Raw genomic sequence first — 22,144 nt, forward strand, 5'->3', positions numbered from 1 at the left:
ATGACTGAATAATCTATAGAGGTCAAAACGCGGCCTTTCAGCCGCGAACAATTCAATTTCTGGTTGAGATTATTACTTAAAAGCGACGCGATCTTCCTCGTAAGATCTCACTAAAAGGTCTATTCCAACCTGTTCGTAAGGACGTAATCCGCTCATAATAATGTGCTTTTCACCACTACCGATAACTTCGTTATCAGCGCAAATATTGAAGTTCATAATTACCATGCCACGTTTTCCATTCACATCGAAACGCGAACCTTGAAGAACAACCTCAGGTTTACCATCAACAAACTTGTCAAATGTAAGTTTCATCATGTCATAAATAACCATTGGTTTTTCCGGATTAATCATAACGCCTTCATCATTCATCAATTCGACCAGAATATGTGGGAAGGTTTTACCGGAAAAGGCGACATAAGAACGAATAAGTGCTTCTACAAATCCTTCGTTTCGCGTTATTTCCCCTTCTCTCGCAGCAGTAAGATAGGTTTTCTCTTTCTCATTTTGTACGGAAATCTGATTTTCATTCTCAACAAAATGCACTGATGTGTCGCCGCTTACCATTCCTTGAAAATCAAATGTCATCGATTGGCTGACGCCAAACTGACTTAATGTCAACGCAAATAAGAGGTCTCCAGGGACACAGAAACGCTTATTATCCGGGTGATGCAACGGGTTATAATCACCTGCAATCTTTTTGGCGAACTCGCTACCTTGCTCACGAGTAAAGGAAAATGACTCTCCAGACTGACTGTAAAAACCTTCAACAAACATTATTTCTCCGCTATTTTTTCAAAGTGGAAGTAGCACTATATTCGACGTAACATGATGATTTAGCTGAATAAAAGTAGACATAGCATCAAAAAATATCAGCCAAACCCTCACACGACCCAGCAGTTGAGCATAGCTTGCGCTGCTGGCTATAAAGTGAGCGCGCACTATACCTGTGATTAGTTCGGATAGCCATCATTGGCAGGTCGTACCAGTCTTGGCTATGCAGCGTAATGATAACAATGTTCCACAGAATACTTCTATAACATCATCATAATATTTAGCTTCAGGTTATTTACCCGTTCCAAATTGATGTTACTTACAACTTAATTGATAGGATTCTTTAAGCCATTTTTCCCAAACGATCTTTGGCATTGGTTTTTCTGCTGTGAACAAAACCGTCACCCAACCGGCGGATGCGCCGATCTTATAGCGACCAGGCTCTTTTTCCGCTAGCTCTCGTGCTTGTGGCGCAGATTGATCTAATTTGAACATCGCCTTATACCCCTGACCTTTTGGGCCTGGACCGATAAATAGAAATTTACTCTTAGATGCTTTGAAAGACGTTTGATTACATGACATGCCTTTAACAACATCAGGGAACGCCATCGCTTTTTCACAAATCGGCTGGGTTGGATCATTCATAATCTTTGCCTCTGGTTGTCAGTTAACGATAGCAGCTATTTCATTATCGTTGTGCGCTATCTAACACTTTGATTTTATTATTATTTATAGCTCCTCAGCTCTTACAGAGTACTGAAATACTCATATAATTTGCACCCTACTCTCTAGCTCGCCAATAACTTTTGTTGATGAGCTAGATTAACAGTTGCAATCCCCCAAATTTTAGCAACAATACTCCAGAAACCAAAAATACTTCTAACGGGGAACCCCATGAGTTACGAAATGCTTGTAGGACTAAATGTTGTTGATGACAATATGTACACTCAATATCGCGAGTCAATGATGCCAATTTTGAAAGAACACGGCGGTCATTTTGGGTACGACTTTAAGATTGGTGAAGTCCTTAAATCTGAGACTGATAATCCTATCAACCGCGTCTTTACGCTTTGCTTTCCCAGTAAAGAAAAGCAACAAGCGTTTTTCTCCAATGCTAACTATCTGGTCGTCAAAGAAAAATTCTTCGTTAATTCAGTGGCGCACCGAACCTTAATTGCAGATTATGAAAGGTCTGAATAGTGATTCTTATTAACTAATAACCAGCTTTCATAACCTTTATTTAGTCACTAAGGGTTTAGTTGTTTGTACATAATGTAACTATCAACTAAACCAAGCTTTTTATGGCGAAACCCTTGTGGAATGGTTCCGATAATTTCATAGCCCAACTTTTGCCACAACTTAACCGCAATATCATTCGAAGAAACCACAGAATTAAATTGCATTGCTAAATACCCTAACTCTTTCGCGACATCTTGAGAATGTTCACAAAGCCTTCTCGCAACGCCCTTTCCTCTTGCAGCCGGCGTTACCATATATCCACAATTGCAAACATGAGAGCCTGGTCCAGCCATGTTTGGTTTCAGGTAATAAGATCCGAGAATAACGTCATCTTCTTTCGCGACATAAGTTACTTGTGGTATCCCACACCATAGATGATGAGCTTGTTCGAAACTCATCTGAGGATCAAAAGCATAGGTTTCTTCCGCTTCAATGATCAACTTTAATGTTGGCCAAAATGACTTAAAGTCCTCTTCTGTTATCTGAGAAATATTCATTGTTCTACTCTTTTCGATTCAAGCTTTGTATCACGCTCAATTCTAAAAGCATAGCAGCCGTAAGCCGCGAATCTAACCAAAATAAAATGGACCTCTTCATTGGAAAAAAATTGTTCAATGACCTTTTGTGCGTCACCAGCCATTGACAGACTTGCATCAACAATTCGCTCATCTTCACTGTAGGCTCTTACCACGAAAGTGTCTCCAAGGTAATCAGTTTCGGAACCTGACGGCAAAGGTAAGCGATTAAAGTCTGGAACTTCTGAGGATTGTTCAGCGAGAACAAATACGGCTCCGTATTCTTTATAAGGTCCAGGTCTGGTAAATGGACAATAGCTTGCGAGAATAATTTCTTCGCCAGGTAAAGCTCTACGCAATACATCTCTGCATGGCTCACCTCCTTGAGCAATCATTTTTTCAATGGGTTGGTTTTGGTCATCGATTCCCGCGTTTCTCACTTTTAGCAGGAAATCAGGTCGGATAGGAATAATTTTAAATTTCATAAGCTGCCCGAGGTTTTGGTCTGTTTGTTTTCTATCAATAAGTTTAATTCACGTTCACGCTTTGTTAACGGCCTTCTTTTTTAGCGGTAACTTTAAAAAGCCTGTGGTCAAACCGGTTCCGGCCAAAATCACTGCGCAGGCTAACAAAGTATCTAAGGTAACAATTTCGTCCAGAAAAAGACCTCCCCAGACCATGCCAAATACCGGAATTAAAAAAGTGACTGTAGTCGCATTCGCGGCACCTGCTTGATCAATCAGGCGAAAATAAAGTATTTGTGCGAAACCCGTACAGACAATGGCGAGAACAACAACATTTATCCAGCTTGCAATCGAAGGCATTTGCGCAGGCCACCATGCGACAGCCATAGGCAATAAAAATATCGCCGCGGAAATCTGACTTCCAGTGGTAATTGCCAAAGCATCAACTCCTGCCAAACGCTTCTTACTATAGTTGGCTGCAATTCCATAAAAAAATGCGCCGCCCAATCCAGCTAAAATAGCGAAGGTGCTCTCGTCTCCAGAAAATCCTATTTTATCCCAAACTAATAAAACCACGCCGACTAACCCGATAAATAATCCAATAACCGCGCTACGAGTGAGCCGTTGATTTAGCCATAAGTATGCGATGACAGCAGCGCACATTGGCGTTGCAGCGTTTAATACCGATGCAAACCCTGCTGTCACATACAAAGTAGAGTATGCAATCAGCGAAAATGGAATGGCCGAGTTAAAGATGCCAACAATCGATATCGGAACAACTTTTTCGATCATCACCTGTTGTCGTTTTTTCCACCACACAAAAGGCAAAAGAAAAAGTCCCGCAAGTGCTACTCTTACCATCATCATCGGCACCGCACCAAACTCTGGAACAGAAACCCGCATAAACAAAAAGGAAGCTCCCCACAGGGCAGCTAATAAAATCAGGTCAAAAATATTTCGGTTATTCATTTTCAATTTGTAACACCCGAGTTTGCAATAAGTACTTGTTAACAAGTTTTTTACTAAAGGATCTTCAACCGATTAATACTTCAATTAATCGGTTTTAGCTTCCGTGAGAATTGCAACAGATTATTCAGCCCAGTTCACTTTGCCTGTTTCAAGTTCCAGCAAACGCTGTTTGCGCCATAAACCGCCACCGTACCCTGTCAGCTTGCCATTTTTTCCGATAACTCGATGACACGGAATAATGATACTAATTCGATTATCACCGTTAGCTTTAGCAATGGCTCTCACGGCTTCAGGGCGATTAATGACCCTTGCTTGTTGTTGGTATGAACGAGTTTCACCATAGGGAATAGTTTGCAAAGCGGTCCAGGCTTGTTGCTGGAAATCTGTACCAGGAACATCCAGCGGGACGTTAAACTTTTTTAAAGTTCCGGCAAAATATTTTTTTAACTCATGATTAAGCATTTTAAAAAGTGGATGTTCTCCAGGCACAAAACGCGCATTCAGTAATTTGGACAAACGAGCAATTTGCGTCTCAAACATTCTTCGATCAGTAAACTCCAGCAGGCAAATTCCGCGCTCGGTGGCACCGGCAAACATTGGGCCTAGCGGAGTTAGCACACGAGTCACTGTAATCACTTCGGCTCTTTTGCTACCAGATGGAGATTGTCCGGTCAGCTTTTTGAAAGCTTCATTGAACCCACTCACCGAGTCATAACCACTATCTAGCGCAGTATCGATAATTTTATCCTCGTGTTTGATCAGACCAAAGGCTCTATTAATCCGCAAAGCTCTTGCATATGCCTGGAATGTCATTCCGTGATTCTTCTTAAACCAGCGCCGCACTCTCACAGGGTCTAAACCACGTTCTCTTAAATCTTGATCTTTAAATTTCTCATTGGCAGATTTAACCATGTCTTGCAATAAACCTTTAAGCCAGTCTGGTGTATCTCCGTATGGCTGGAGCGGGTTACAGACCTTGCATGGTCGATAACCAAAACTGAGTGCTTGTTTAACATCACTAAAAAACTCAACATTTTCTTCCTTCGGTTTTCTTGCACTACAAGTCGGCCGACAACAAATGCCAGTGGTCTTGACACCGGCAATAAAGACACCTTCAAAGGACGCATCTTTGTTGAGTAATGCCTGATACATTTCTCGAGTATCCGGCAGTGAAATCTGGCTCATAAAAGGTTCTCCAAAACATCGATTTTTATCATCCACATGCCAATTCAACCATTGGGCTGATTGACTATTTCAATTATGGGAATCCCCTATCAATATTGCATCCGAAAAATGAACAACTAATTTTATTTTTACCGTCTTATTTTTACCGTCTTATTTTTACCGTCTTATTTTTACAATCTTGGAAAGGCAACGAGTATCGGTCAACTTTGATAACTCAGTGATATTATCCAATTGAGAAATAGGCTATCATCAATCAAATCGTCAGGTATATTTTCCAACTTTTCCATGGGAACTTACAAGTCCCGCTCAACCTGACAAAGTTTCGACTATAATAATTCATCTAAAGTTTAGCGTCATTGATAAAATGCAGCCAAAAATGATAATAAAACAATCGACTCTCAAGCTAGCAATTGTATTGATGGGAACGCCGCTGCTTATGAATCCCTCATACGGTTTGGCGAACGAAGAAGTCGCTTATAATAGCACCTTGTGGATCGGATACACACTAAATCGGTCAGATTACTTTGACGACAGAAATAGCGAGATCAAACCCGACGGACTCAACCTTGGTATTAGCCAGTTATTTGCTGACCAGTGGCAAATAGCCCTCAGCTACGGCGACTTTGAGGGAGATGGTACCTGGCCGACAGATAGAAACGGAAGCGATGTATTAGAAAGGGCAGAAACAAAATCGCAGGCCGTCGGCTTAAGTGCTAGCTGGCTAACCGAAGATTTCAATCTGTCACTTTCTTATAGCGAGATCGAAAATAATGAACGATCGCTATCCAGAGGCCCATTAGTGCTAGAGCTCGTAGAGGGTAAAGATAAAGTTTTTAGCTTTAGTTATGATGACTATTTTGATGGTGAATTATTCACTTTCGGATGGAGCCTCGGGATCCAACATTCCGACAGTCTAAATAGAACTCGCCAAACCTCTTTAAACGAACCCGTTACAGTCGCTTCAGCGCAATTTGACCAAACCAGCTGGAGTTCATTCGTCGATCTGGATATCAGTCACTGGTTTGAAAACGATGATTTTAGTTGGGCGCCTCAATTAACCTTGAGTTGGGCCTGGGAAATATCAAGTAGCGGCGACCCATTATTGGTTATAAGTCGAGGCGATGAACGCCGCGTTTTCACTCAGTTTAATGATCGCCTGATGGGAACTTTTCGAACACCAGATTCCGGCTTCTGGGAACTCTCTTTTAATTTCGATTGGCATAACGACTGGAGTAGTAGCTTAGCTTACGGGAAAAGTATTTCTGCAGAGGAAGATTTAGAAAGTCTTTCAATTGATATTGGGTTTAGTTTTTAATTAAAAATGTAGTGCCATCTCGACCAACGTGGAAAGTTCTTCAACAGACATTGAATTATCCTAATAAATTATCGAATGTTGATCTAGGGAAGTCGCGCTTTTCAAATAAATCATTGTTTTTACGTGCACCTAAAACTTTGGGAGATCTCTCGGCTTCGCTCGAGATGACAATAGAGAGATGGCGCACTTATCTAGTGTCGCTTTCTCGCCGCCTTTTTCTTTTGACGATTTAACATACGCTTTAGTAATTGACGTCTTTTTTCCGGCGACAAATTTCTAAATTTTTCTCTTAATTTTTTTCGCTGCGCAGGTGTCAACTTTTTAAACTGGCTAAAAGTATCGCGTAATCGCTTTTGGGTTTCCAAGGGTAGTTGCTTAAACTTATGATACCGCTCTTTCAACTGGCTTCGCTTTTCCGGCTTCAATGCTCGCCACTTTTTATATCTTTCACCGGCAACCTTTTTTTGTTCAGGCGACATGGAAACCCAACGTTGAGCACCCAACACCAGATTTTTTCGCTTTTTCTCAGGCAAACTATCCCAGTTTTTTTCAAACTGCTTTAACACTTTTTTTACTTCGGGTTTTAAATCCTGCCAGTCTGAGCTTTGCGCATTAACCTGACCAATGACAATTGATCCAGCAATCACAATACTCATCAATAGTCGGGAAAATAATCGTTTCATTATCGCTTCTCCTTTGCCGCTGCAATTCTGGATGCGTTAAGGACACCAGAACCAGTTTTGGCTTCAGGTATTACTTTAGTCTCAGTTTTGTCCTGAGACTCTTCACTATTTAATTTCTCATCGAGATCAACTTCATCATCCATCTGTTCATCCGCAATTTCCAGCATATCTAAGGGGTCGCTAATTTCTTCATCAACAACCGACATAGTGGCCAGAAACTCTAAAAAAGCTTCGTCGGGTTGTTCCATTTCTATACTTTGCGAATTCGACTTTTCAATATTTTTCGTTTGATCCACTTTTTTTTGTTGAGAGGTTAGGCTTTCTTTTTGAGAAAGTCCCGTCTGTTTCTCCGCAGCTAAGACCAAACTCGGCTCGATTAATACGGTTGACGTTGTCATTAGCAAGGCCAAGCTAACACGCCCCTGACTCCACTTCATCGACCATTTTCCTCAGCCATCCAGTAAACAAATTCCAGCTCTTCAAGTAACTCAGGATCTTCCTGATAAACTTCTGCAAATGACTCCATCGGCTCCTCATTAGGTGCCGACCAAAATTGCCAACCTAAAGTTATCGCTAACAAAAAACTAAATGCACTCGCCAACTTCCATAAAGGCCGTGATTTTTGCTTTTGCGCAACCGCATCAATCCGAGCCTGATTTAAACGGCGTCGAATTTCAGGTGACAGGTTTTCAATACTGTCATCGAGCGCCTGATTGACTTGATCTTCAACGGGTGGATTGTCATTCATGTCTATTTCCTAATCGATATCTCATCAATAAATTCACAGAGCTTCTTTCAAGATTTACAATTACAAAACTTACAATCAGAGGACTATTAAACATTAGATTACACCAACTCCTCACTTAATACATTTTTAAGCGACTCTTTAGCCCTGGAGTAATGTGTTTTGACGCTTCCCTGAGAACAGCCCATCGCTTTCGCAGTATCACTGACACTGAGCCCTTCCCAGCTGCGTAACATAAAACATTGCTGTTGCCGAGGCGGTAATCGTTTGAGTCCAGCAATGACCATTTCGATATTTCGTTTTCCTGAAATTTCTCGTTCTGGTGTAATAAAGTCGCTTGCCTGAGCAATTTGATCGTCTCTTTGCTCATCATCATTCGAATTTTTCCAAAAGAAAATGCTCCGTTGTATTTTTCGGCGTCGAAAATAATCCATGATTCGACTGTGCAAAATTCGATAGAACAAGGGCTTCCATTGTTCCGCCGGCTTATCAGAATATTTTTCTACCAGCTTAATCATCGCGTCCTGAACAATATCCAGAGCGTCCGACTGATTTTGTGTTGCAATCTCTGCCATTCGGTAAGCCTTTTTCTCCACCTGGGCAAGAAATTGCTCTATCGAGTTACTCAGAACCCACCCCCCATTTGTGTTTTGAGTGTCTTCTCCAACAACTTCTTGTCCAATACAAGCCTGTCCAATACAGTCCCGTCCAATACAGTCTTGTCCAATACTCGAATCAACAACTTTCGCAAACATCAACTTGCTCTCGAGGATACAACATTGCGCCGTTGAGGTACAACGGCGCTTACCATTCTAAAAATTGGCAATTATTACGCTATCGCTATTGGATAGTATGGTAATCATTATCAGTTAAGTCTGATGGCAATTTTCAGGGCGCTAAAGGTCTTGCTCTCTGTTGAAAAGCCCCCTGTCGCATGCATGCCATCAATTAAGTTTCCTTCATCCAGTTTCTGCTGGAGCTCAGCAACAAAGTCGGCGAAGTCAGAAAATGCCATGATAGTATCGTTGCTTCTTAGCGTATAAATACCTCTTTCTCCTTTAGGCTGAATGACTACAGCTTCGTCAAAGGATGTCAGGTCAGTCCGAATACCACCTTGAATTAGCTTGTAAATGCCATCTTCTCCGCCGTTGACGATATTAATAGTTAAACTCTCTGTCGTTATTTCTGAAAACGCAGTGACATCATCTCCGTCAGGCCAGTTAACATAAAGTTGACTTCTTGACTCTGCGTAATTAATCACTGTAAGGGCTTCAAAGTCGGGAGGCGCGGCGCCAAATGGACTAACAAACCCACTGACTCTTACTGGGTCACCGTCGTCGAGATTGGTCACCATTAAGTTTTCAATAGAAACTTCATAAGCATCCGGGGAGGCATCAAAAGTCTCATCCATTCCTGTCCCGCTAAAGTCGTAGACGTCAGGTAAACGCCCCTGGAGTTGCTGCAAATCCATCGTTAGCAAAACATCATCTTTCGACAAGGTATGGCCTGATGCAAAAGTCAGTCTCATTCTGATCCCACCTTCAGTTGCATCAATGACAGTACCGTCAGATTCATCAGTCGTAATCGTACCTAAGACAGTCACAGCTTGCCCAACGGACAAATCAGCTATAGTCACTTCGTCCTGAATTCTTCGCGGCTTACTCACCTTGGTTGTCTCAGCAATCAATACTGTTATTTCATCTCTAAATGTGACGATGCCGTCGTCTCGAATTAAAGATGCACCTCTCACAGTGAGGTTGTTTCCATCACGTGCAACGATTACGCCTCTGGCAGCATCTTTATCACTGCCGGGAACGCTGGAACCAGCCATTACAGTAATTGCAGTAAAGCTATCTGCCGCGCGATCAAATAGTCCTAGCGTCACAGTCGGCGTGCCGGCTTCGAGGGTCGCCATCTGGGTTAATCCTTCCGCACCACTAAAAGCTTCACCATTAATTTCGAAATTAGTTTCGTCTTCAACCTGAACATTGACGCCACCGAAACGGCCATCATGTCGATAATAAGGACGTACGGCCACACGAAAATAAGATTCGTCTTCATTCACGCGAATGAGCGGTCCTCGAATTCTAAATTCCTTACTCTGAATTGGGTCGACTTCAGCTATCACGTAGGGCTCAGTTGTCACTGTGACCGGTTCGGTTTCGAGGTTTACCGTGTGTGAGGCCGCCAGATTAAAATCAAGCTCAAGCAATGCCGGCCGGTTTCGTGCAATAACCAACTGATTGTCTTCATCCAATTGTAATTGGAGTGTCTGGGATAAAAGTGGCTCACCAACCTCATCGACCATGTCAGCAGCAACAGCTTCTCCCTCTTTTTCCACCTGGATATCAGCATTGGTATAATCAATAGTAATACTTCCCGCGGTATAAATACCTGCCGGAATAGTCGCGGCGGTTGTAAGCTCACTCAGTTCAACATAATCAACAAAATTCACTGATTGAGTAGAGGGCATTGCCGAAACTTGAGTACCGTCCAGTCGCGTCAGTTCAATGCCAGTTACATCAACAGTGTAATTAAGAAAATCACCGTCAGCATCGGTTAATCCTAATAATAAAATGCCACATCCATCTTCAATCGTACCATCGTCACTGGTTTCGCAACTCACCGCCTGGGCAACTGGAACCTCCTCTTCAACAGCACTTCCACCGCCACCACAAGCGGTAAGTGTAACCAGAAAAAACGTTAACAAAAGGCTTTTGAGCCTCATTTCAATTGTTGCCATAAAAGGCGACATAAAAAGCGTTATTCGATTAATCATTATTCGTCTCCTGCGGTTGTTGTATTTCTTACAACGCAGTGCAATTAGTTCGGTTGACACCTGACAGAATTTCTTTTTCAGGTTTTTCTGTTACTCAATAGGCAGAACTAAAAGTGATTTTGAACCGAACGGCTTTTTAATTAACCTGAATTCGGGTTTATTATGCTTATTGGCCGCAAAATATTATCGCTAAATCGATATAATCATTGAAACCAACCCTGACGACATTACCGAGACAAATAATGACAGTTGAATGCAAATTGATTGACTATACCAATCCAACAGAAGCGAAACACCTCACTCAACTTCTTAACGAATATGCCCAAGACCCAATGGGTGGCGGAAAGCCACTTTCTGATGAAGTGGTTGATAATCTTGCTGTTAGCCTTTCTAAACGAAATGATGCATACACAGTTATTGCTTACATCGACGAAAAACCTGCCGGTCTGGCCAACTGTTTTGAGAGTTTTTCTACCTTTAAGTGTCAGCCCTTAATGAATATTCACGATATCATTGTCAGTTCGCAATTTCGCGGACAAGGGATATGCAAACAGCTTTTAGTTGAAGTCGAAAAACTCGCTCAACAAAAAAACTGTTGTAAGTTAACTTTGGAGGTACTGGAAGGAAATACCATTGCTCAAAAAGCCTATCTCAAGTTTGGCTTTGCCGGGTATGAATTGGATCCAGAAATGGGTAAAGCATTGTTTTGGGAGAAATCTCTTAACTAAGTACCGACGCCTAACCGATAAACGCAAAATCTACTTATAACACTTCCATATAATACAACTAAAATTCAATATTATTGGAGAATATATTGATTGCATTTGTCGGTTTTGAATATACGATATTAGCTAATTCATCACTCGGTTAAAGGCTTCACCACGTTGCTATGTTTTACTGGATAATGTTTTTCGCTTTTCTTCTCGGAGCAATGGCTTTAATTCAAAGCTCGCGGGCAGAAAAAAGAGCCCACAAGAAAAAACTGGAAGCGATCCGTAAAAAAATTGAAGAAAATGAAAAAAAGAAGCTGATAAAGTCTCTGGAAAAGAACCACCGCAATAAACACGAAAGCCACGAAAATAATCAACAAAAAGCAGATAATGTGAGCGGCGGCAATTAGCACCTGTAATCCCTCTTCAACTGTTGAGTTCAAATTTAAGATAAACAGTAATTTCTCCCAATTTAGTCAAACAACTAGCTAGTTCCTGCGGAAGGGCTGGTCAACCTCACTTAATCGCCATATAATAATAAGAATCATTACCATTTAAACCAAGCCTCCTATGTCAACCGAAGCCCGTGCCCTCGTCGTTGTCCCTGATCAACAAATAAACGACTACCCCTTCCTAACCGAAACCATCGAGCAATTGGCCAACCGGAAATTTCAAGTGGCTATTCGAACAAACGAGTGTCAGGGACTCAGCTATATTATGCGAGATAATCCTGATCTGATTATGGTCACTGAATCGATAGCTTGTGAAAAATGCCAACAAGTTCAAGAGAAACCCGCTAAAGGCCATAACCAGGTAACACAAAATGCCGCAATAAAACTCATTAGCCGAGCCAGGCAATCCAGCAACGCGCAGATAATGCTCCTAATGCAAAAAGAAAATGCTGAAAAAAGATTTCAAGCCTTCTCCGCCGGTGCCAATGACGTGATCACAAATCTGTTCTGCAAAGACGAAATGTTCGTGAGAATTAGCCGCTTATTTGAAAACTCCGATTCTAGCTGGCGGCCCGGGCAACAAGCATTAAAAGCTAACCATCTGAGCCTTAATCCTGAAAATAATCAGGTCACCTGGAAAAGCGAGCCAATCTCCCTGACCAGCTCGGAATCCGAAATATTAAAGCTTCTGCTTAAATTTCGTGGTGAATATCTCAGCAAGCCTTACCTCCAAATGCACGTTTTGAAACGTCCCTATTCTCGCTATGACCGCAGCATCGATATGCATGTGAGTAACTTGCGCCGTAAGCTTGGCAAGTCAGGTCACCCTGATGATCAAATATTCGCGGTTCGTGGTTTTGGCTATTGTTATCGTTAGATTAGATTGGGCTCAAAGAATCAAATAACAACCTAACAAAAATAGTGTAAAGAATGTAAAGACGATAACTGACTTATCCCAGTTTGCCATAAAATTACAAATGAGAATAATTATCATTTATAGTAAATTGGAGTTAGACATGTTTAGGGGATTCAGGCTACGAAAGGTGGTCGTAATTTCATCATTATTGTTAAACCCATTATGGGTCATCGCTGCGGAAACTGACAGTGAGTCAAACAGTGCAACGGAAGAAAAAGCAGCTGAAGAAGAAAATATGATTGTTTGGGGAACTCGGGTCACCAGCAATTCGGTTTACATGGACGACGAGACGATAGCAATCAAACAAGCCGATCATATCAGTGATCTGTTACGTGCCATTCCTGGTGTGGATGTCGGAGGTGCCCATTCCCTTAACCAGAGAATCACTATCCGCAGCATGGACGACAAGGATCTCAGAATTACCATTGATGGTGCCAACCAGAACACCTATATGTATCATCATTTGGGTAACCTTCAAATTCACGCCGATATACTAAAAGCGGTTGATGTCGAAGTCGGTAAAAACTCGGTAATCGACGGTGGACTAGGTGGCGCAGTCAGATTTGAAACCAAACAGGCGAAAGAGCTACTGCGCGGCAACCAGACTTTCGGTGGTCGATTGCAAGCATCTTACAATGACAACGCATCTAATGGTTACTCTTTTTCTGGCTTCGGACAATTAACAGACGAGCTGGATGTTCTAGCCTACTTTAACGCGATTGAACGAGACAATTTTGAAGTCGGCGGTGGAAAAATTCTGGACGCAGACGGAAATGAAATTGCCGGCACCGACGGAACTGTCCGTGGCTTGAAAGGCGATCTGGATGACGCACTCATAAAATTTGGCTGGGATGTTAACGCTAATCATCGATTTGAATTTGGCTACGAAGCATATAACGACGAAGGTAACTACAGTTATCGTCCTGATATGGGATTGGCAACAGATATTGCCATTGCCGATTCGCTCAATATCCCGATAGTCTACCCCACCAAGTTCACACGAGACACGATCACCTTAAACTATGATGTGACCACAGAGAACTCAACCCTGAAATTTGTTTTGTTCGACAACGAAAGCACCTTGTGGCGTGATGAAAGAGGCCTAATTGCCTGGCGACCACCATTTGCGACAATCAACGAAGGCGAAGCTCAAAATACCGGTTTCAATTTGATAGCGACAACCCGCCTTAACCAACCCCGTGATCATGTATTAACTTACGGCGTTGATATCATTAATTATAAAACTCAATACCGAGTCGACGGCGCAGATATCTCTGGAGAAGAAGCTACGAATCGCTCGCTTTACATTGAAGATCGAATCGATTTCGATAATGGGTTTAGTTTAATTCCTGGCCTCCGCTATGACAGCTTTGATATTCAGTCGAAGGTAGTCGACAAGACCTTTAACGAAACCACCGCCGCAATAGCAGCAGAATATCGAGTGAACAAAAGCTTACTACTAAGAGCCAGCACCACTCAACTATTTAAGGGACCTGAAATTGGCGAGACGTTTATTGGCGCCGGACTTTATGACACACCCAACCCCGATATTGAAGCAGAAACCGGCACCAACAGCGAAATTTCTGTCGCCTATCAGGGGAAAGGTTTAGGCGCAGATAATTTGCGCACCGGCATTACATTTTTCAACACAGAAATTGAAAACCATATTTACGATTATGCGAGTAATCCAAATGGGCCGCGAACATGGAAAGACAATATTGGCGATATGACTATTGATGGCTTTGAAGCTTATCTTGGCTATTCAATAAATAATTTAACTGCCCTGTTAACCTTTTCAAATTCCGATAGCGAACTGTCAGCGTTTGCTGATTACTCAAGCCTCGACGGATCGCGCATTGATCGAATTCAAGGCGATACCATTAGTTTTAATCTTGACTATGATTTCGATTTAACCGATTTATCGCTCAATTGGAATTTTATGGTTGTTGATGACGTTCCTGCAGGTCCAGACTTAGATGGTCCTACTTTGTTAAATAACAAAGAAGGTTTCACCGTGCATAACATTTCGGCTCGCTGGTTACCCCAAAGTGTCGAAGGGCTAGCACTCACACTGGGTGTCGACAACTTATTTGATGAGTTTTATGCATCACAGTCTTCGCGAACCGGCGTTTCATCTCATCCATTATTTGGTCAATTGTACCTGCTCGACTATGAGCCAGGTAGAAATATAAAAATGACAATCTCGTATCAATTTTAGCTTTATACTTGCCCACCCTTCGGGGTGGGTTTCTACCACTCTAGACAACAAACCACGCCAATAATTAAACTGTCTGATTAAAAGTTTATTGAAAGCTTTTAAATTGATAGTTCTTCTTAACCATCCCTCAGAAATTAGAAAATCTAAATTTTGGATAAGCTAACTATCGAATATTAGATAGTCAACGAATATGAAAATATTGTTAATGCGTCCAGTAAAAAATCAAACAATCCAAAATGAGCTTATTTATTCATATTTATTACTGAATTAGTGATATTTATTTTGATTTATTAGTAATTTTCCCCAGCCTTTTTACAATCGAGCTTCCATCTAAACAAAAGGAAATAAATCAATGAAATGGATTATTAAAATATTAGTGGGGTTATTCAGTGTAATATTTGTTTCGGGGGATTTAGCGGCACAGAGCTTCTTAAGCTATACCTTTAATGTTGAGGATAATGTACTGCGTGGTCAAATCACGCGCCATTATATGAAAGTCCAGGATCCAACATCTTGTGATTTTTATGGTCGCTCTAGTATTAAACGCGGTGATCAATGCGAACCAGTCATCAAACTTATCCCGCCGGCTTATCCTGAAATTCATTTTTTCGTCAATGATTCTCTTGCCGAACTATTGAAATACCAGGCTTCAAAAGGACCTAACGGTCTTATCATCAAAAAACTATCATTAAATGCTAACGATAAAGAACTATCAAAATACGTTAAAGAAGGCCGTGCGGAAATAAAGCAAAATCTCAAAAACTTTGCCGACGATTTTCAGGCTGCCAATGGCGGAAATCGAACCATACCAATTGCGAAAATGACAATTAATGGCAAACCTGATTGTACTCAGGGAGAAGGTAATGAGCTGATGGATAGTTCTCTTGATGTGATCAAAAGAGATATTAATAGTTACTTTCAACAACAAATAAAAGCAGGCAACTATCCTGTCTTCGAGCGACGCCAGAATGGAGTTCGCCAGATTAACGCCAGTATTAGCCTTGGTAAAGATGGAGTTAGTGGTACTGCGGGCGGCGGCTACGCCTGGTCGACGGGTCAGTATTCTGATATCAAATTTAGTGATGGTGGTATCGCTCGCTATGTCTTTGACGGTGAAGAACCTTACTTAGATTTAGATAATAGTTATACGCCACCATTGGGCGCATTAAACACATCAATCAGATTTTCTAACTTTTTTAGCCGAACCGGTAAGCAAGGTCCTGTGCAATGGGTTGGGCATAGCCTTATTGACGAAAAAGACAGTTGCTTTTTTAAAGAGATCGAAACGACCTTAGAGATACTAGATGTACCCGTTACCGACCAAAGAGGAACAAACGCCGGATTTGCAGGACAATGTACCGGCAGCAATAGCTATGGCAATATGGTTGAATTTAGCTACTGGGTTCAAACTGCGCGTTTTAGCGGTGGTAAAATTACGATAAGCATGAGGAAGATTTCTGTAAGAATGAATCGACACGAATATAGCCAAATGTGTCGCTGATATCATATTTGGCATTTACATAGATCATAAATTGTATGACTAAAGATCACGTGGAGACACGAAGGTCTCCGTGTGTCTTAAAAGATAGTATTTACCGTAAGTAAATTTTTAGAATGAAGTTTTTTCAGACCTGCTTCCTGTTTTCAACCTGCATTTAAAATCTCATTAATCAAATTTCTTAACCACTGATGAGCAGGATCATAATGTACCACTGGGCCCCATAACATACTCACATCAATTGCAGGAATCTCAATTGGTGGTTTCAAACATTTTATCGCGACTTCACGGCTTGCAAGCTCAGCTATCTTCCTTGGAATGGTTGCAATCAGTTCTGTTTCAGCAACAATTCTTGTCGGCGACATAAAGTAATGTGAATAGACTTTAACCCGTCGCTTTAAACCTTTCTCCGATAAGATTGCATCAACTAATGAAACACCACTCCCCTTAGGACTGATTAACACATGCTCTTCATTAACAAATTGCTGGAGCCCAATTCTATTTGAAATTACCCGCGGATGATTCTTGCTAACAATTGTGACCATATCTTCCCGCCAGAGTAATTTTTTTCGAAAATTTTCCGGAGCCTTTTCAAAGCGTCCAATGATTAGGTCGACATCGCTACCAGTCTTTTCTAATTCAAAATCGTTAATTCGCGTACATCGAATCGTCGTTTGCCGTGAGTGCTCCGCAAGATAATTAACGAGCCTGGGTAGCAACAAAGTTTCAACATAATCGGACATTGCTAGCACAAAGGTTCTCTGGCTTTTTTGCGGATCAAATTGAATTTCAGGATTAACCGCAACCTGGAGTTGCTTTAATGGCAGTTGAACTGACTCATACAACTGCTCCGATTTAACCGTCGGCACCATTCCATTTGATGACTTAATAAACAATGGATCACCAAACTGAGTTCGCATTCGAGATAAAGCGTGGCTAATTGCCGACTGCGTCACCCCCGCTCGCTCCGCGGTTTGGGTAACGCTACGAGTTTCAAATAGTAACGAGAAAATAACCAGCAAATTTAAATCATACTCATGAATATACTTCATAATCTAATTCAACATCATTAATTTTACTCAATATAGCAAAAGTGATGAAATTTACCTACTGCAAAAACATATCAATTAAAGAGAGTAAGATGAAAGTTTTTATCACGGGCGCAACAGGTTATGTCGGACGACATATCGTTAAAGTTTTTTTAGAAAGCGGTTATCAGGTCACCGCGCTCACCCGACAACTCAACCGCACCCAGCAGGCTCAAATATCATCACCCAACCTAACCTGGTTAGAAGGTTCATTAGAATCGGTTAAGCAATGGGCACCACTTTTACCACCGCAAAACACAATCATTCATTGTGCAATGAGTTATACCGATGGCGAAAAAGAAGTGTCTGAACTCGATGAAAACGTCGTAATAGAATTACTGAAGCACAACAGCCATTTTATTTACACCGGCAACCTTTTTGCTTGTCCATTGCCGGCGCAAAATACCGTCAAAAATCAAATTAGTGAAATAGCTTATCCCTCTGACAGCAATTGGCGAATCAGAACAGAAAACCTGGTATTAAACCAATCTCAACCATCGTCAATTATTCGCCCTGGTTTCGTTTATGGTGGTGCGGGTGGTTACCTGTGGCACATGGTTCCTAAGCAGGAGGACGGAAATTTGCATTATGTAGAATCAGCTACCGCGACTTGGCCAATGATTCACGTCGAAGATTTAGCACGGCTTTATTTGCATATTGCGAAAAATAAAATAGAGGGGATATTCCACGGAGCCGACGGTGTAGAAACCAAAGTATCCAGCATTTTAAGCCAGCTTTCTAATCTATACTCTGCGCCGCTAGTGCCAGTTAAATTTGAAGAGGCGAAAGAAACTTTAGGAAAAGTCGCGTCCTATATGCAAACCTGTTACCTCACAGATACGACCAAAACGCGTAGCTCTGGCTGGCATCCAGAAAAACCCGACTTCACCCATCATGCCGAGGCTGCTTATTTAGATTTTCAGAAAAATCTCAAAAATCAATAAAGAGACAGTGGTCAACGAGACTTAATTCAAACTAAGTCTCCTGCTCCTATTTATATACCCAAACTACTTGAAGATGCAGGATTCAAGTAGTTTGGGTATAACTGTCACGTCATCCACAGGAATCTATATTAAAGCCTTAATATTCAAGGCTTTCTAGCGATTTAAAGTCACAGCAAGCCCCAAGGCAGGCTTCAAGTTAAAGTTCTAGTTAGGTTAATACACTTCAACTAGTCCCTCTTTAAGACTCGAATTCAATGAATAACGCTTTACACACCATTTATCTTGATTAGGAAAATCGGTATGATTACTTAAAAGCGAATATAACGACTGGAGAGCTATTCGAAGCAATCTACCAGTTAACCTAGAAGCCTTAACATCAGGCATTTTGATAAAGGAAAAATAATGGCTTATCCAACCCCCGTCAGAATTGAAAGCTCAAACGATCTTTCAAACAACAGCAGTCGTTTTGACGCTGTTATCCTGGTATCTCCAAAAGCACAATTGGAGTCCTACGCACCAATTGACAATGCGCTAAAAAACGCACAAAAAGTTGACCGCCGAATTGGTAATGACCACGTTCTTATTCACTGTTCAGAGATCGCTGGTGGCCGCTTAATTCACGCATTTACTGGTAATTTGGATAAAGATTACGATGATGTCCGTAATTTTGGTGATGCTGCTAAAGCCGGTCTGCAGATAGCGAAAAACGCAGGCGCGATTAACCCGGCAATTATTGTTGACCAAGTTCCTCAAACTAACGATTATCAACACGCACTGGAACTCGCTTACTTAGGTTCTTGCCAGGGTTTGTGGCAACCGCTCGAAGCACGTCAAGCGTTAGGAGAAGAAGAAATAGAATCAGTTAAAACCATTGGCCTTTTTGATCCAGACTCAAAAGTCGACCTGCAATATCTATCGGCAGCAGAAGCAGGCCGACGACTTGGCCGAGATTTGTGCGGTACTGAACCAGAAAGAATGGCTCCCATCGGTTTCGCAAATTACTGTGTTGAAGCATTTTCTGGTAGCGAAGTTAAAGTCAATGTGATTGACGACAGAGAGAGATTTGCAAAAGATTTTCCGCTGTTTGACGCGGTCGCGAGAGCCTCTTACTCAGTCGAGCGCCATCACCCAAGAATTATCGAACTCGAATATCAAAGCGACGGCCCGATCGAAAAAACTTTAATGATAGTCGGTAAGGCAGTTACCTATGACACCGGTGGTGCCGATCTTAAGACCGGTGGTCATATGGCCGGAATGAGCCGAGACAAAGGGGGCGGTGCGGCAGTAGCAGGCTTTATGAAAACATTGGCGGAATTCAAACCCAAAGGAATTAAAGTAGTTGCAAAAATCGCCGCAGTAAGAAATTCCATTGGTACCGATGCTTATGTCGCTGACGAAATTATTACCGGGCACTCTGGTAAGCGAGTTCGCATTGGCAACACTGATGCAGAAGGTCGTTTGGCGATGGTTGATTCTCTCTCTCATTTCCGCGCACAAGCAGTGAACGAAGTTAATCCACAATTATTTACTGTCGCAACACTGACTGGCCATGCTTTGTTAAGTGTCGGTCCATACACAGCATTAGTTGAAAATGGTCCGGCGCGCCAGGCAAATTTATCGGATCATATCGCTCAATCCGGTGACCTTTGGGGCGATGGATGCGATATAAGTCGCTCACGTCGTGAAGACTGGGATATTATTCGCCCGCGCACTAAAGCCGATGATGTACTTTCCTCTAACAATGGTCCATCAGCAACCACAAAGCGTGGCCACCAATTCCCAATGGCATTTTTATCTTTAGCTTCAGGCCTGGATAATCACGGTAACAATAGTGAGAAACCTGTACCTTATGTTCATGTGGATATTGCAGGTAGTGGCGTTGAGTCTGGCGATTGGCAACATGATAAACCGACTGCCGCTCCAATCTTGGCATTGGCTGGCACTTATTTACGTTAGTTAATAACGAGTTTATTTTATCTATCATAAATCTCCACACAATGTATTTTGTGTGGAGATGATATTACTGGCTTCTTCTACATTACAAGCGCCTTCTTCATTACTCTGGTAATCAGAAAAATTTAATTAACCTGAGGTTAATTACTAAACCTTACTCCGCTTTCTCTATATATTACTCGCACACATCTTTGCCAATTATTGTACCGCTTTAAGGTGTCTCCTCCGCCTCATAATAGCAAGAGTCAAAGCGCCTAATAAAAAGCCCGGGATTATTTGAATAAGCGATCCGTAAAATAGTTGCCCAATCAGCGCCTGGCTCCAATTATCAAAAATGTCATAATGAGTCCCCAACTCCCAGGTTTTAGTTATCCACCAAAGTACAAAAACAGGGATCCGCGATAACGGTGAAAAGATGGCTAAAGCTAGCAAGAGAAGTAAGTAGGGATCTTTTTCCGTCGATAACTTGATCCCCCAATAAATTGCGACTCCCAACGTCAACCAAAGTAATCCGATAAGAAAAATGAAAACTTCGGGTATTCCAGCTAGTTCAAGAAAAAAGCGAACAGGCGTAACAATTAAAGCAATCAATACCGGAACTACAGCAAGTCTTAAAGCACGTTTTATCATATTAGGTCACCATCCAAACTCTGACACTCAATTTTTCTTTTGACTAATTAACAACAATTGTAATCAACGGACAAAATGCATCAATATTCCCTGCTCACTATTGATTAAGTAGACAATTTCCTTCTGATTATTTAGCGTTTTTATTGAATGGTGCTTTCAACTCAAGAAGATAAAACTTATCTTCTTCCTTGATAATGCGAAAACTATTCTTCTGATAAAATCGAAGCGCCCCTTCGTTAATCTTGAAACAACGCAATCTAAGAATTTTGCCTGGATGGTTTGACTGCAATAAATTTAAGGTGGGCATTCCCAAACCGCTACTTCTATGTTCTGGTTTAAGAACAATCATGTTGACATAAATTTCGTCGGCCGATTCTTGATATTGAATATACCCGGCCTCTATTCCCTCAAATAGTATGAAAGAAGTATTAAGCTTGAAAAAGTTTTCCTTAAACTCTCTAGTTTGCCAGCCAATATCCCAACCCCATATTTTTTCAATATGGTGTTGCATGGCATCAACATAAATATTCCAAACATCTTCCTTATCTACATTAGTACACTTTCTAAACACCAATGCATTAGCTTGGCCTATACGACACTTCAATATAGTATGAATTATTTTTCCTCAAACTTAATTTGACTACCTGAAGATAAGCACACAAGAATTGTATCAGATACCGAATTTACTAATCGATGTTTCTCCTGATTATTCGTTTAGCGGCTCGTCATTGGATTTCGATTAGATCACCAATATAAACAACTTTGTCTAATGGAATAAAATGGACAGTTTCCGCCCTGCTTTCTTCAACTTTGACGTAGTTCTCGTAAAAGCTAAGTGTCAAGTCTCCTTTTAGCCAATAATAAGTATGAAGATTATGATCCACATTACGAAAATAAACAACAGCATTCTCCATCTCTTCTACCCTTGGTAATCCATCTGAACAACCAAGTAATGTCGAGGTCAATAGCATTCCCAAAATCAAATTTTTTAATCGATTCATTTTTTTCCCTAAAACTCAAATTATTTGTTGAAATTAGCAGACTTTTTTAAATTGGTGAGTCTTATCAGC

At 41.4% G+C, this 22,144-nt stretch carries 24 protein-coding genes; 9 read left to right on the top strand and 15 right to left on the bottom strand.

Annotation, left to right across the window (positions count from 1 at the left end; genetic code table 11):
* Positions 1–72: 72 nt before the first annotated feature.
* Positions 73–774 (bottom strand): DUF3581 family protein, encoded by a 702-nt coding sequence (locus FLL46_RS21180; protein WP_142933452.1) that lies wholly within the window; start codon positions 772–774, stop codon positions 73–75.
* Between the two features lie 312 nt (positions 775–1,086).
* Positions 1,087–1,416 (bottom strand): hypothetical protein, encoded by a 330-nt coding sequence (locus FLL46_RS21185; protein ID WP_142933454.1) that lies wholly within the window; start codon positions 1,414–1,416, stop codon positions 1,087–1,089.
* 249 nt (positions 1,417–1,665) lie between these two features.
* Between FLL46_RS21185 and FLL46_RS21190 the strand changes: the two genes are divergently transcribed.
* On the top strand, positions 1,666–1,971 hold the full coding sequence (locus FLL46_RS21190; RefSeq protein WP_142933457.1) for a DUF1330 domain-containing protein: 306 nt from the start codon (positions 1,666–1,668) through the stop codon (positions 1,969–1,971).
* 47 nt (positions 1,972–2,018) lie between these two features.
* Here FLL46_RS21190 and FLL46_RS21195 read toward each other — a convergent pair whose 3' ends face one another.
* The 4 genes from FLL46_RS21195 to FLL46_RS27900 all read right to left on the bottom strand — a co-directional run bounded on the left by FLL46_RS21195 (position 2,019) and on the right by FLL46_RS27900 (position 5,143).
* Positions 2,019–2,507 carry a GNAT family N-acetyltransferase gene (locus FLL46_RS21195; protein WP_142933459.1) on the bottom strand — a complete coding sequence of 163 codons (489 nt, stop codon included), beginning with the start codon at positions 2,505–2,507 and terminating at the stop codon, positions 2,019–2,021.
* The gene (locus FLL46_RS21200; protein ID WP_142933461.1) at positions 2,504–3,010 is read right to left on the bottom strand and encodes a DUF1203 domain-containing protein; all 507 of its coding nucleotides are present in this window, start codon (positions 3,008–3,010) and stop codon (positions 2,504–2,506) included. Before FLL46_RS21200 ends, FLL46_RS21195 begins: the two co-directional genes overlap by 4 nt.
* Before the next feature lie 54 nt (positions 3,011–3,064).
* Entirely contained in the window at positions 3,065–3,958 is an 894-nt protein-coding gene (locus FLL46_RS21205; protein WP_142933463.1) for a DMT family transporter, read from the bottom strand.
* 120 nt (positions 3,959–4,078) lie between these two features.
* On the bottom strand, positions 4,079–5,143 hold the full coding sequence (locus FLL46_RS27900; protein WP_142933466.1) for a bifunctional transcriptional activator/DNA repair enzyme AdaA: 1,065 nt from the start codon (positions 5,141–5,143) through the stop codon (positions 4,079–4,081).
* A 376-nt stretch (positions 5,144–5,519) separates the two neighbouring features.
* Between FLL46_RS27900 and FLL46_RS21215 the strand changes: the two genes are divergently transcribed.
* Positions 5,520–6,458, top strand: a complete 939-nt coding sequence (locus FLL46_RS21215; protein WP_142933469.1) for an autotransporter outer membrane beta-barrel domain-containing protein — start codon at positions 5,520–5,522, stop codon at positions 6,456–6,458.
* Between the two features lie 191 nt (positions 6,459–6,649).
* On the opposite strand, the gene FLL46_RS21220 is transcribed toward FLL46_RS21215, so the two are convergent.
* The 5 genes from FLL46_RS21220 to FLL46_RS21240 all read right to left on the bottom strand — a co-directional run bounded on the left by FLL46_RS21220 (position 6,650) and on the right by FLL46_RS21240 (position 10,665).
* The gene (locus tag FLL46_RS21220; protein WP_142933472.1) at positions 6,650–7,141 is read right to left on the bottom strand and encodes a DUF3106 domain-containing protein; all 492 of its coding nucleotides are present in this window, start codon (positions 7,139–7,141) and stop codon (positions 6,650–6,652) included.
* Positions 7,141–7,578 (bottom strand): hypothetical protein, encoded by a 438-nt coding sequence (locus FLL46_RS21225; RefSeq protein WP_142933475.1) that lies wholly within the window; start codon positions 7,576–7,578, stop codon positions 7,141–7,143. Before FLL46_RS21225 ends, FLL46_RS21220 begins: the two co-directional genes overlap by 1 nt.
* Positions 7,575–7,889 (bottom strand): DUF3619 family protein, encoded by a 315-nt coding sequence (locus FLL46_RS21230; protein WP_142933478.1) that lies wholly within the window; start codon positions 7,887–7,889, stop codon positions 7,575–7,577. The genes FLL46_RS21225 and FLL46_RS21230 overlap by 4 nt, the downstream gene beginning before the upstream one ends.
* A gap of 98 nt (positions 7,890–7,987) precedes the next feature.
* A complete protein-coding gene (locus FLL46_RS21235) occupies positions 7,988–8,641 on the bottom strand; it encodes an RNA polymerase sigma factor (RefSeq protein WP_210418779.1) in 654 nt (217 codons plus the stop codon).
* A gap of 110 nt (positions 8,642–8,751) precedes the next feature.
* Positions 8,752–10,665, bottom strand: a complete 1,914-nt coding sequence (locus FLL46_RS21240; RefSeq protein WP_142933480.1) for a hypothetical protein — start codon at positions 10,663–10,665, stop codon at positions 8,752–8,754.
* A gap of 242 nt (positions 10,666–10,907) precedes the next feature.
* Between FLL46_RS21240 and FLL46_RS21245 the strand changes: the two genes are divergently transcribed.
* The 5 genes from FLL46_RS21245 (at position 10,908) to FLL46_RS21265 (ending at position 16,462) form a co-directional block, all read left to right on the top strand.
* The gene (locus FLL46_RS21245) at positions 10,908–11,393 is read left to right on the top strand and encodes a GNAT family N-acetyltransferase (RefSeq protein ID WP_142933482.1); all 486 of its coding nucleotides are present in this window, start codon (positions 10,908–10,910) and stop codon (positions 11,391–11,393) included.
* A gap of 203 nt (positions 11,394–11,596) precedes the next feature.
* Positions 11,597–11,785, top strand: a complete 189-nt coding sequence (locus tag FLL46_RS21250) for a hypothetical protein (RefSeq protein WP_142933484.1) — start codon at positions 11,597–11,599, stop codon at positions 11,783–11,785.
* A 160-nt stretch (positions 11,786–11,945) separates the two neighbouring features.
* Positions 11,946–12,704 (top strand): winged helix-turn-helix transcriptional regulator, encoded by a 759-nt coding sequence (locus FLL46_RS21255; RefSeq protein WP_142933486.1) that lies wholly within the window; start codon positions 11,946–11,948, stop codon positions 12,702–12,704.
* Between the two features lie 139 nt (positions 12,705–12,843).
* Positions 12,844–14,961, top strand: coding sequence for a TonB-dependent receptor domain-containing protein (locus FLL46_RS21260; protein WP_142933488.1), 2,118 nt, complete (start codon positions 12,844–12,846; stop codon positions 14,959–14,961).
* 352 nt (positions 14,962–15,313) lie between these two features.
* Complete coding sequence (locus tag FLL46_RS21265; RefSeq protein WP_142933491.1) at positions 15,314–16,462, top strand: hypothetical protein; 1,149 nt, start codon at positions 15,314–15,316, stop codon at positions 16,460–16,462.
* Positions 16,463–16,605: 143 nt separating this feature from the next.
* Here the strand turns inward: FLL46_RS21265 and FLL46_RS21270 are convergent, their stop codons facing one another.
* The gene (locus FLL46_RS21270; protein ID WP_142933494.1) at positions 16,606–17,511 is read right to left on the bottom strand and encodes a LysR family transcriptional regulator; all 906 of its coding nucleotides are present in this window, start codon (positions 17,509–17,511) and stop codon (positions 16,606–16,608) included.
* 89 nt (positions 17,512–17,600) lie between these two features.
* Between FLL46_RS21270 and FLL46_RS21275 the strand changes: the two genes are divergently transcribed.
* Positions 17,601–18,491: an NAD-dependent epimerase/dehydratase family protein gene (locus FLL46_RS21275; protein WP_168204273.1), complete on the top strand. Its 891-nt coding sequence runs from the start codon at positions 17,601–17,603 to the stop codon at positions 18,489–18,491.
* 402 nt (positions 18,492–18,893) lie between these two features.
* Positions 18,894–20,447 (top strand): M17 family metallopeptidase, encoded by a 1,554-nt coding sequence (locus FLL46_RS21280; protein WP_142933500.1) that lies wholly within the window; start codon positions 18,894–18,896, stop codon positions 20,445–20,447.
* Between the two features lie 195 nt (positions 20,448–20,642).
* Here FLL46_RS21280 and FLL46_RS21285 read toward each other — a convergent pair whose 3' ends face one another.
* From FLL46_RS21285 to FLL46_RS21295, 3 genes are all read right to left on the bottom strand, one after another.
* The gene (locus FLL46_RS21285) at positions 20,643–21,074 is read right to left on the bottom strand and encodes a hypothetical protein (RefSeq protein ID WP_142933502.1); all 432 of its coding nucleotides are present in this window, start codon (positions 21,072–21,074) and stop codon (positions 20,643–20,645) included.
* Positions 21,075–21,201: 127 nt separating this feature from the next.
* Positions 21,202–21,645, bottom strand: coding sequence for a GNAT family N-acetyltransferase (locus FLL46_RS21290; protein WP_142933504.1), 444 nt, complete (start codon positions 21,643–21,645; stop codon positions 21,202–21,204).
* A gap of 154 nt (positions 21,646–21,799) precedes the next feature.
* Positions 21,800–22,075 (bottom strand): hypothetical protein, encoded by a 276-nt coding sequence (locus FLL46_RS21295; RefSeq protein ID WP_142933506.1) that lies wholly within the window; start codon positions 22,073–22,075, stop codon positions 21,800–21,802.
* Positions 22,076–22,144: the final 69 nt, after the last annotated feature.

The sequence above is a fragment of the Aliikangiella coralliicola genome, assembly GCF_007004725.1.
Lineage (GTDB): Bacteria > Pseudomonadota > Gammaproteobacteria > Enterobacterales > Kangiellaceae > Aliikangiella > Aliikangiella coralliicola.

Excerpts from the sequence above, each read along its gene's own strand:
- FLL46_RS21220 (WP_142933472.1), bottom strand. The coding sequence starts at position 7,141 with ATGAAACGATTATTTTCCCGACTATTGATGAGTATTGTGATTGCTGGA.
- FLL46_RS21180 (WP_142933452.1), bottom strand. The coding sequence starts at position 774 with ATGTTTGTTGAAGGTTTTTACAGTCAGTCTGGAGAGTCATTTTCCTTT.
- FLL46_RS21195 (WP_142933459.1), bottom strand. The coding sequence starts at position 2,507 with ATGAATATTTCTCAGATAACAGAAGAGGACTTTAAGTCATTTTGGCCA.
- FLL46_RS21275 (WP_168204273.1), top strand. The coding sequence starts at position 17,601 with ATGAAAGTTTTTATCACGGGCGCAACAGGTTATGTCGGACGACATATC.
- FLL46_RS21270 (WP_142933494.1), bottom strand. The coding sequence starts at position 17,511 with ATGAAGTATATTCATGAGTATGATTTAAATTTGCTGGTTATTTTCTCG.
- FLL46_RS21225 (WP_142933475.1), bottom strand. The coding sequence starts at position 7,578 with ATGAAGTGGAGTCAGGGGCGTGTTAGCTTGGCCTTGCTAATGACAACG.
- FLL46_RS21260 (WP_142933488.1), top strand. The coding sequence starts at position 12,844 with ATGTTTAGGGGATTCAGGCTACGAAAGGTGGTCGTAATTTCATCATTA.
- FLL46_RS21205 (WP_142933463.1), bottom strand. The coding sequence starts at position 3,958 with ATGAATAACCGAAATATTTTTGACCTGATTTTATTAGCTGCCCTGTGG.
- FLL46_RS27900 (WP_142933466.1), bottom strand. The coding sequence starts at position 5,143 with ATGAGCCAGATTTCACTGCCGGATACTCGAGAAATGTATCAGGCATTA.
- FLL46_RS21200 (WP_142933461.1), bottom strand. The coding sequence starts at position 3,010 with ATGAAATTTAAAATTATTCCTATCCGACCTGATTTCCTGCTAAAAGTG.
- FLL46_RS21295 (WP_142933506.1), bottom strand. The coding sequence starts at position 22,075 with ATGAATCGATTAAAAAATTTGATTTTGGGAATGCTATTGACCTCGACA.
- FLL46_RS21285 (WP_142933502.1), bottom strand. The coding sequence starts at position 21,074 with ATGATAAAACGTGCTTTAAGACTTGCTGTAGTTCCGGTATTGATTGCT.
- FLL46_RS21240 (WP_142933480.1), bottom strand. The coding sequence starts at position 10,665 with ATGATTAATCGAATAACGCTTTTTATGTCGCCTTTTATGGCAACAATT.
- FLL46_RS21250 (WP_142933484.1), top strand. The coding sequence starts at position 11,597 with ATGGCTTTAATTCAAAGCTCGCGGGCAGAAAAAAGAGCCCACAAGAAA.
- FLL46_RS21190 (WP_142933457.1), top strand. The coding sequence starts at position 1,666 with ATGAGTTACGAAATGCTTGTAGGACTAAATGTTGTTGATGACAATATG.
- FLL46_RS21185 (WP_142933454.1), bottom strand. The coding sequence starts at position 1,416 with ATGAATGATCCAACCCAGCCGATTTGTGAAAAAGCGATGGCGTTCCCT.
- FLL46_RS21235 (WP_210418779.1), bottom strand. The coding sequence starts at position 8,641 with ATGTTTGCGAAAGTTGTTGATTCGAGTATTGGACAAGACTGTATTGGA.
- FLL46_RS21280 (WP_142933500.1), top strand. The coding sequence starts at position 18,894 with ATGGCTTATCCAACCCCCGTCAGAATTGAAAGCTCAAACGATCTTTCA.
- FLL46_RS21265 (WP_142933491.1), top strand. The coding sequence starts at position 15,314 with ATGAAATGGATTATTAAAATATTAGTGGGGTTATTCAGTGTAATATTT.
- FLL46_RS21230 (WP_142933478.1), bottom strand. The coding sequence starts at position 7,889 with ATGAATGACAATCCACCCGTTGAAGATCAAGTCAATCAGGCGCTCGAT.
- FLL46_RS21245 (WP_142933482.1), top strand. The coding sequence starts at position 10,908 with ATGACAGTTGAATGCAAATTGATTGACTATACCAATCCAACAGAAGCG.
- FLL46_RS21255 (WP_142933486.1), top strand. The coding sequence starts at position 11,946 with ATGTCAACCGAAGCCCGTGCCCTCGTCGTTGTCCCTGATCAACAAATA.
- FLL46_RS21215 (WP_142933469.1), top strand. The coding sequence starts at position 5,520 with ATGATAATAAAACAATCGACTCTCAAGCTAGCAATTGTATTGATGGGA.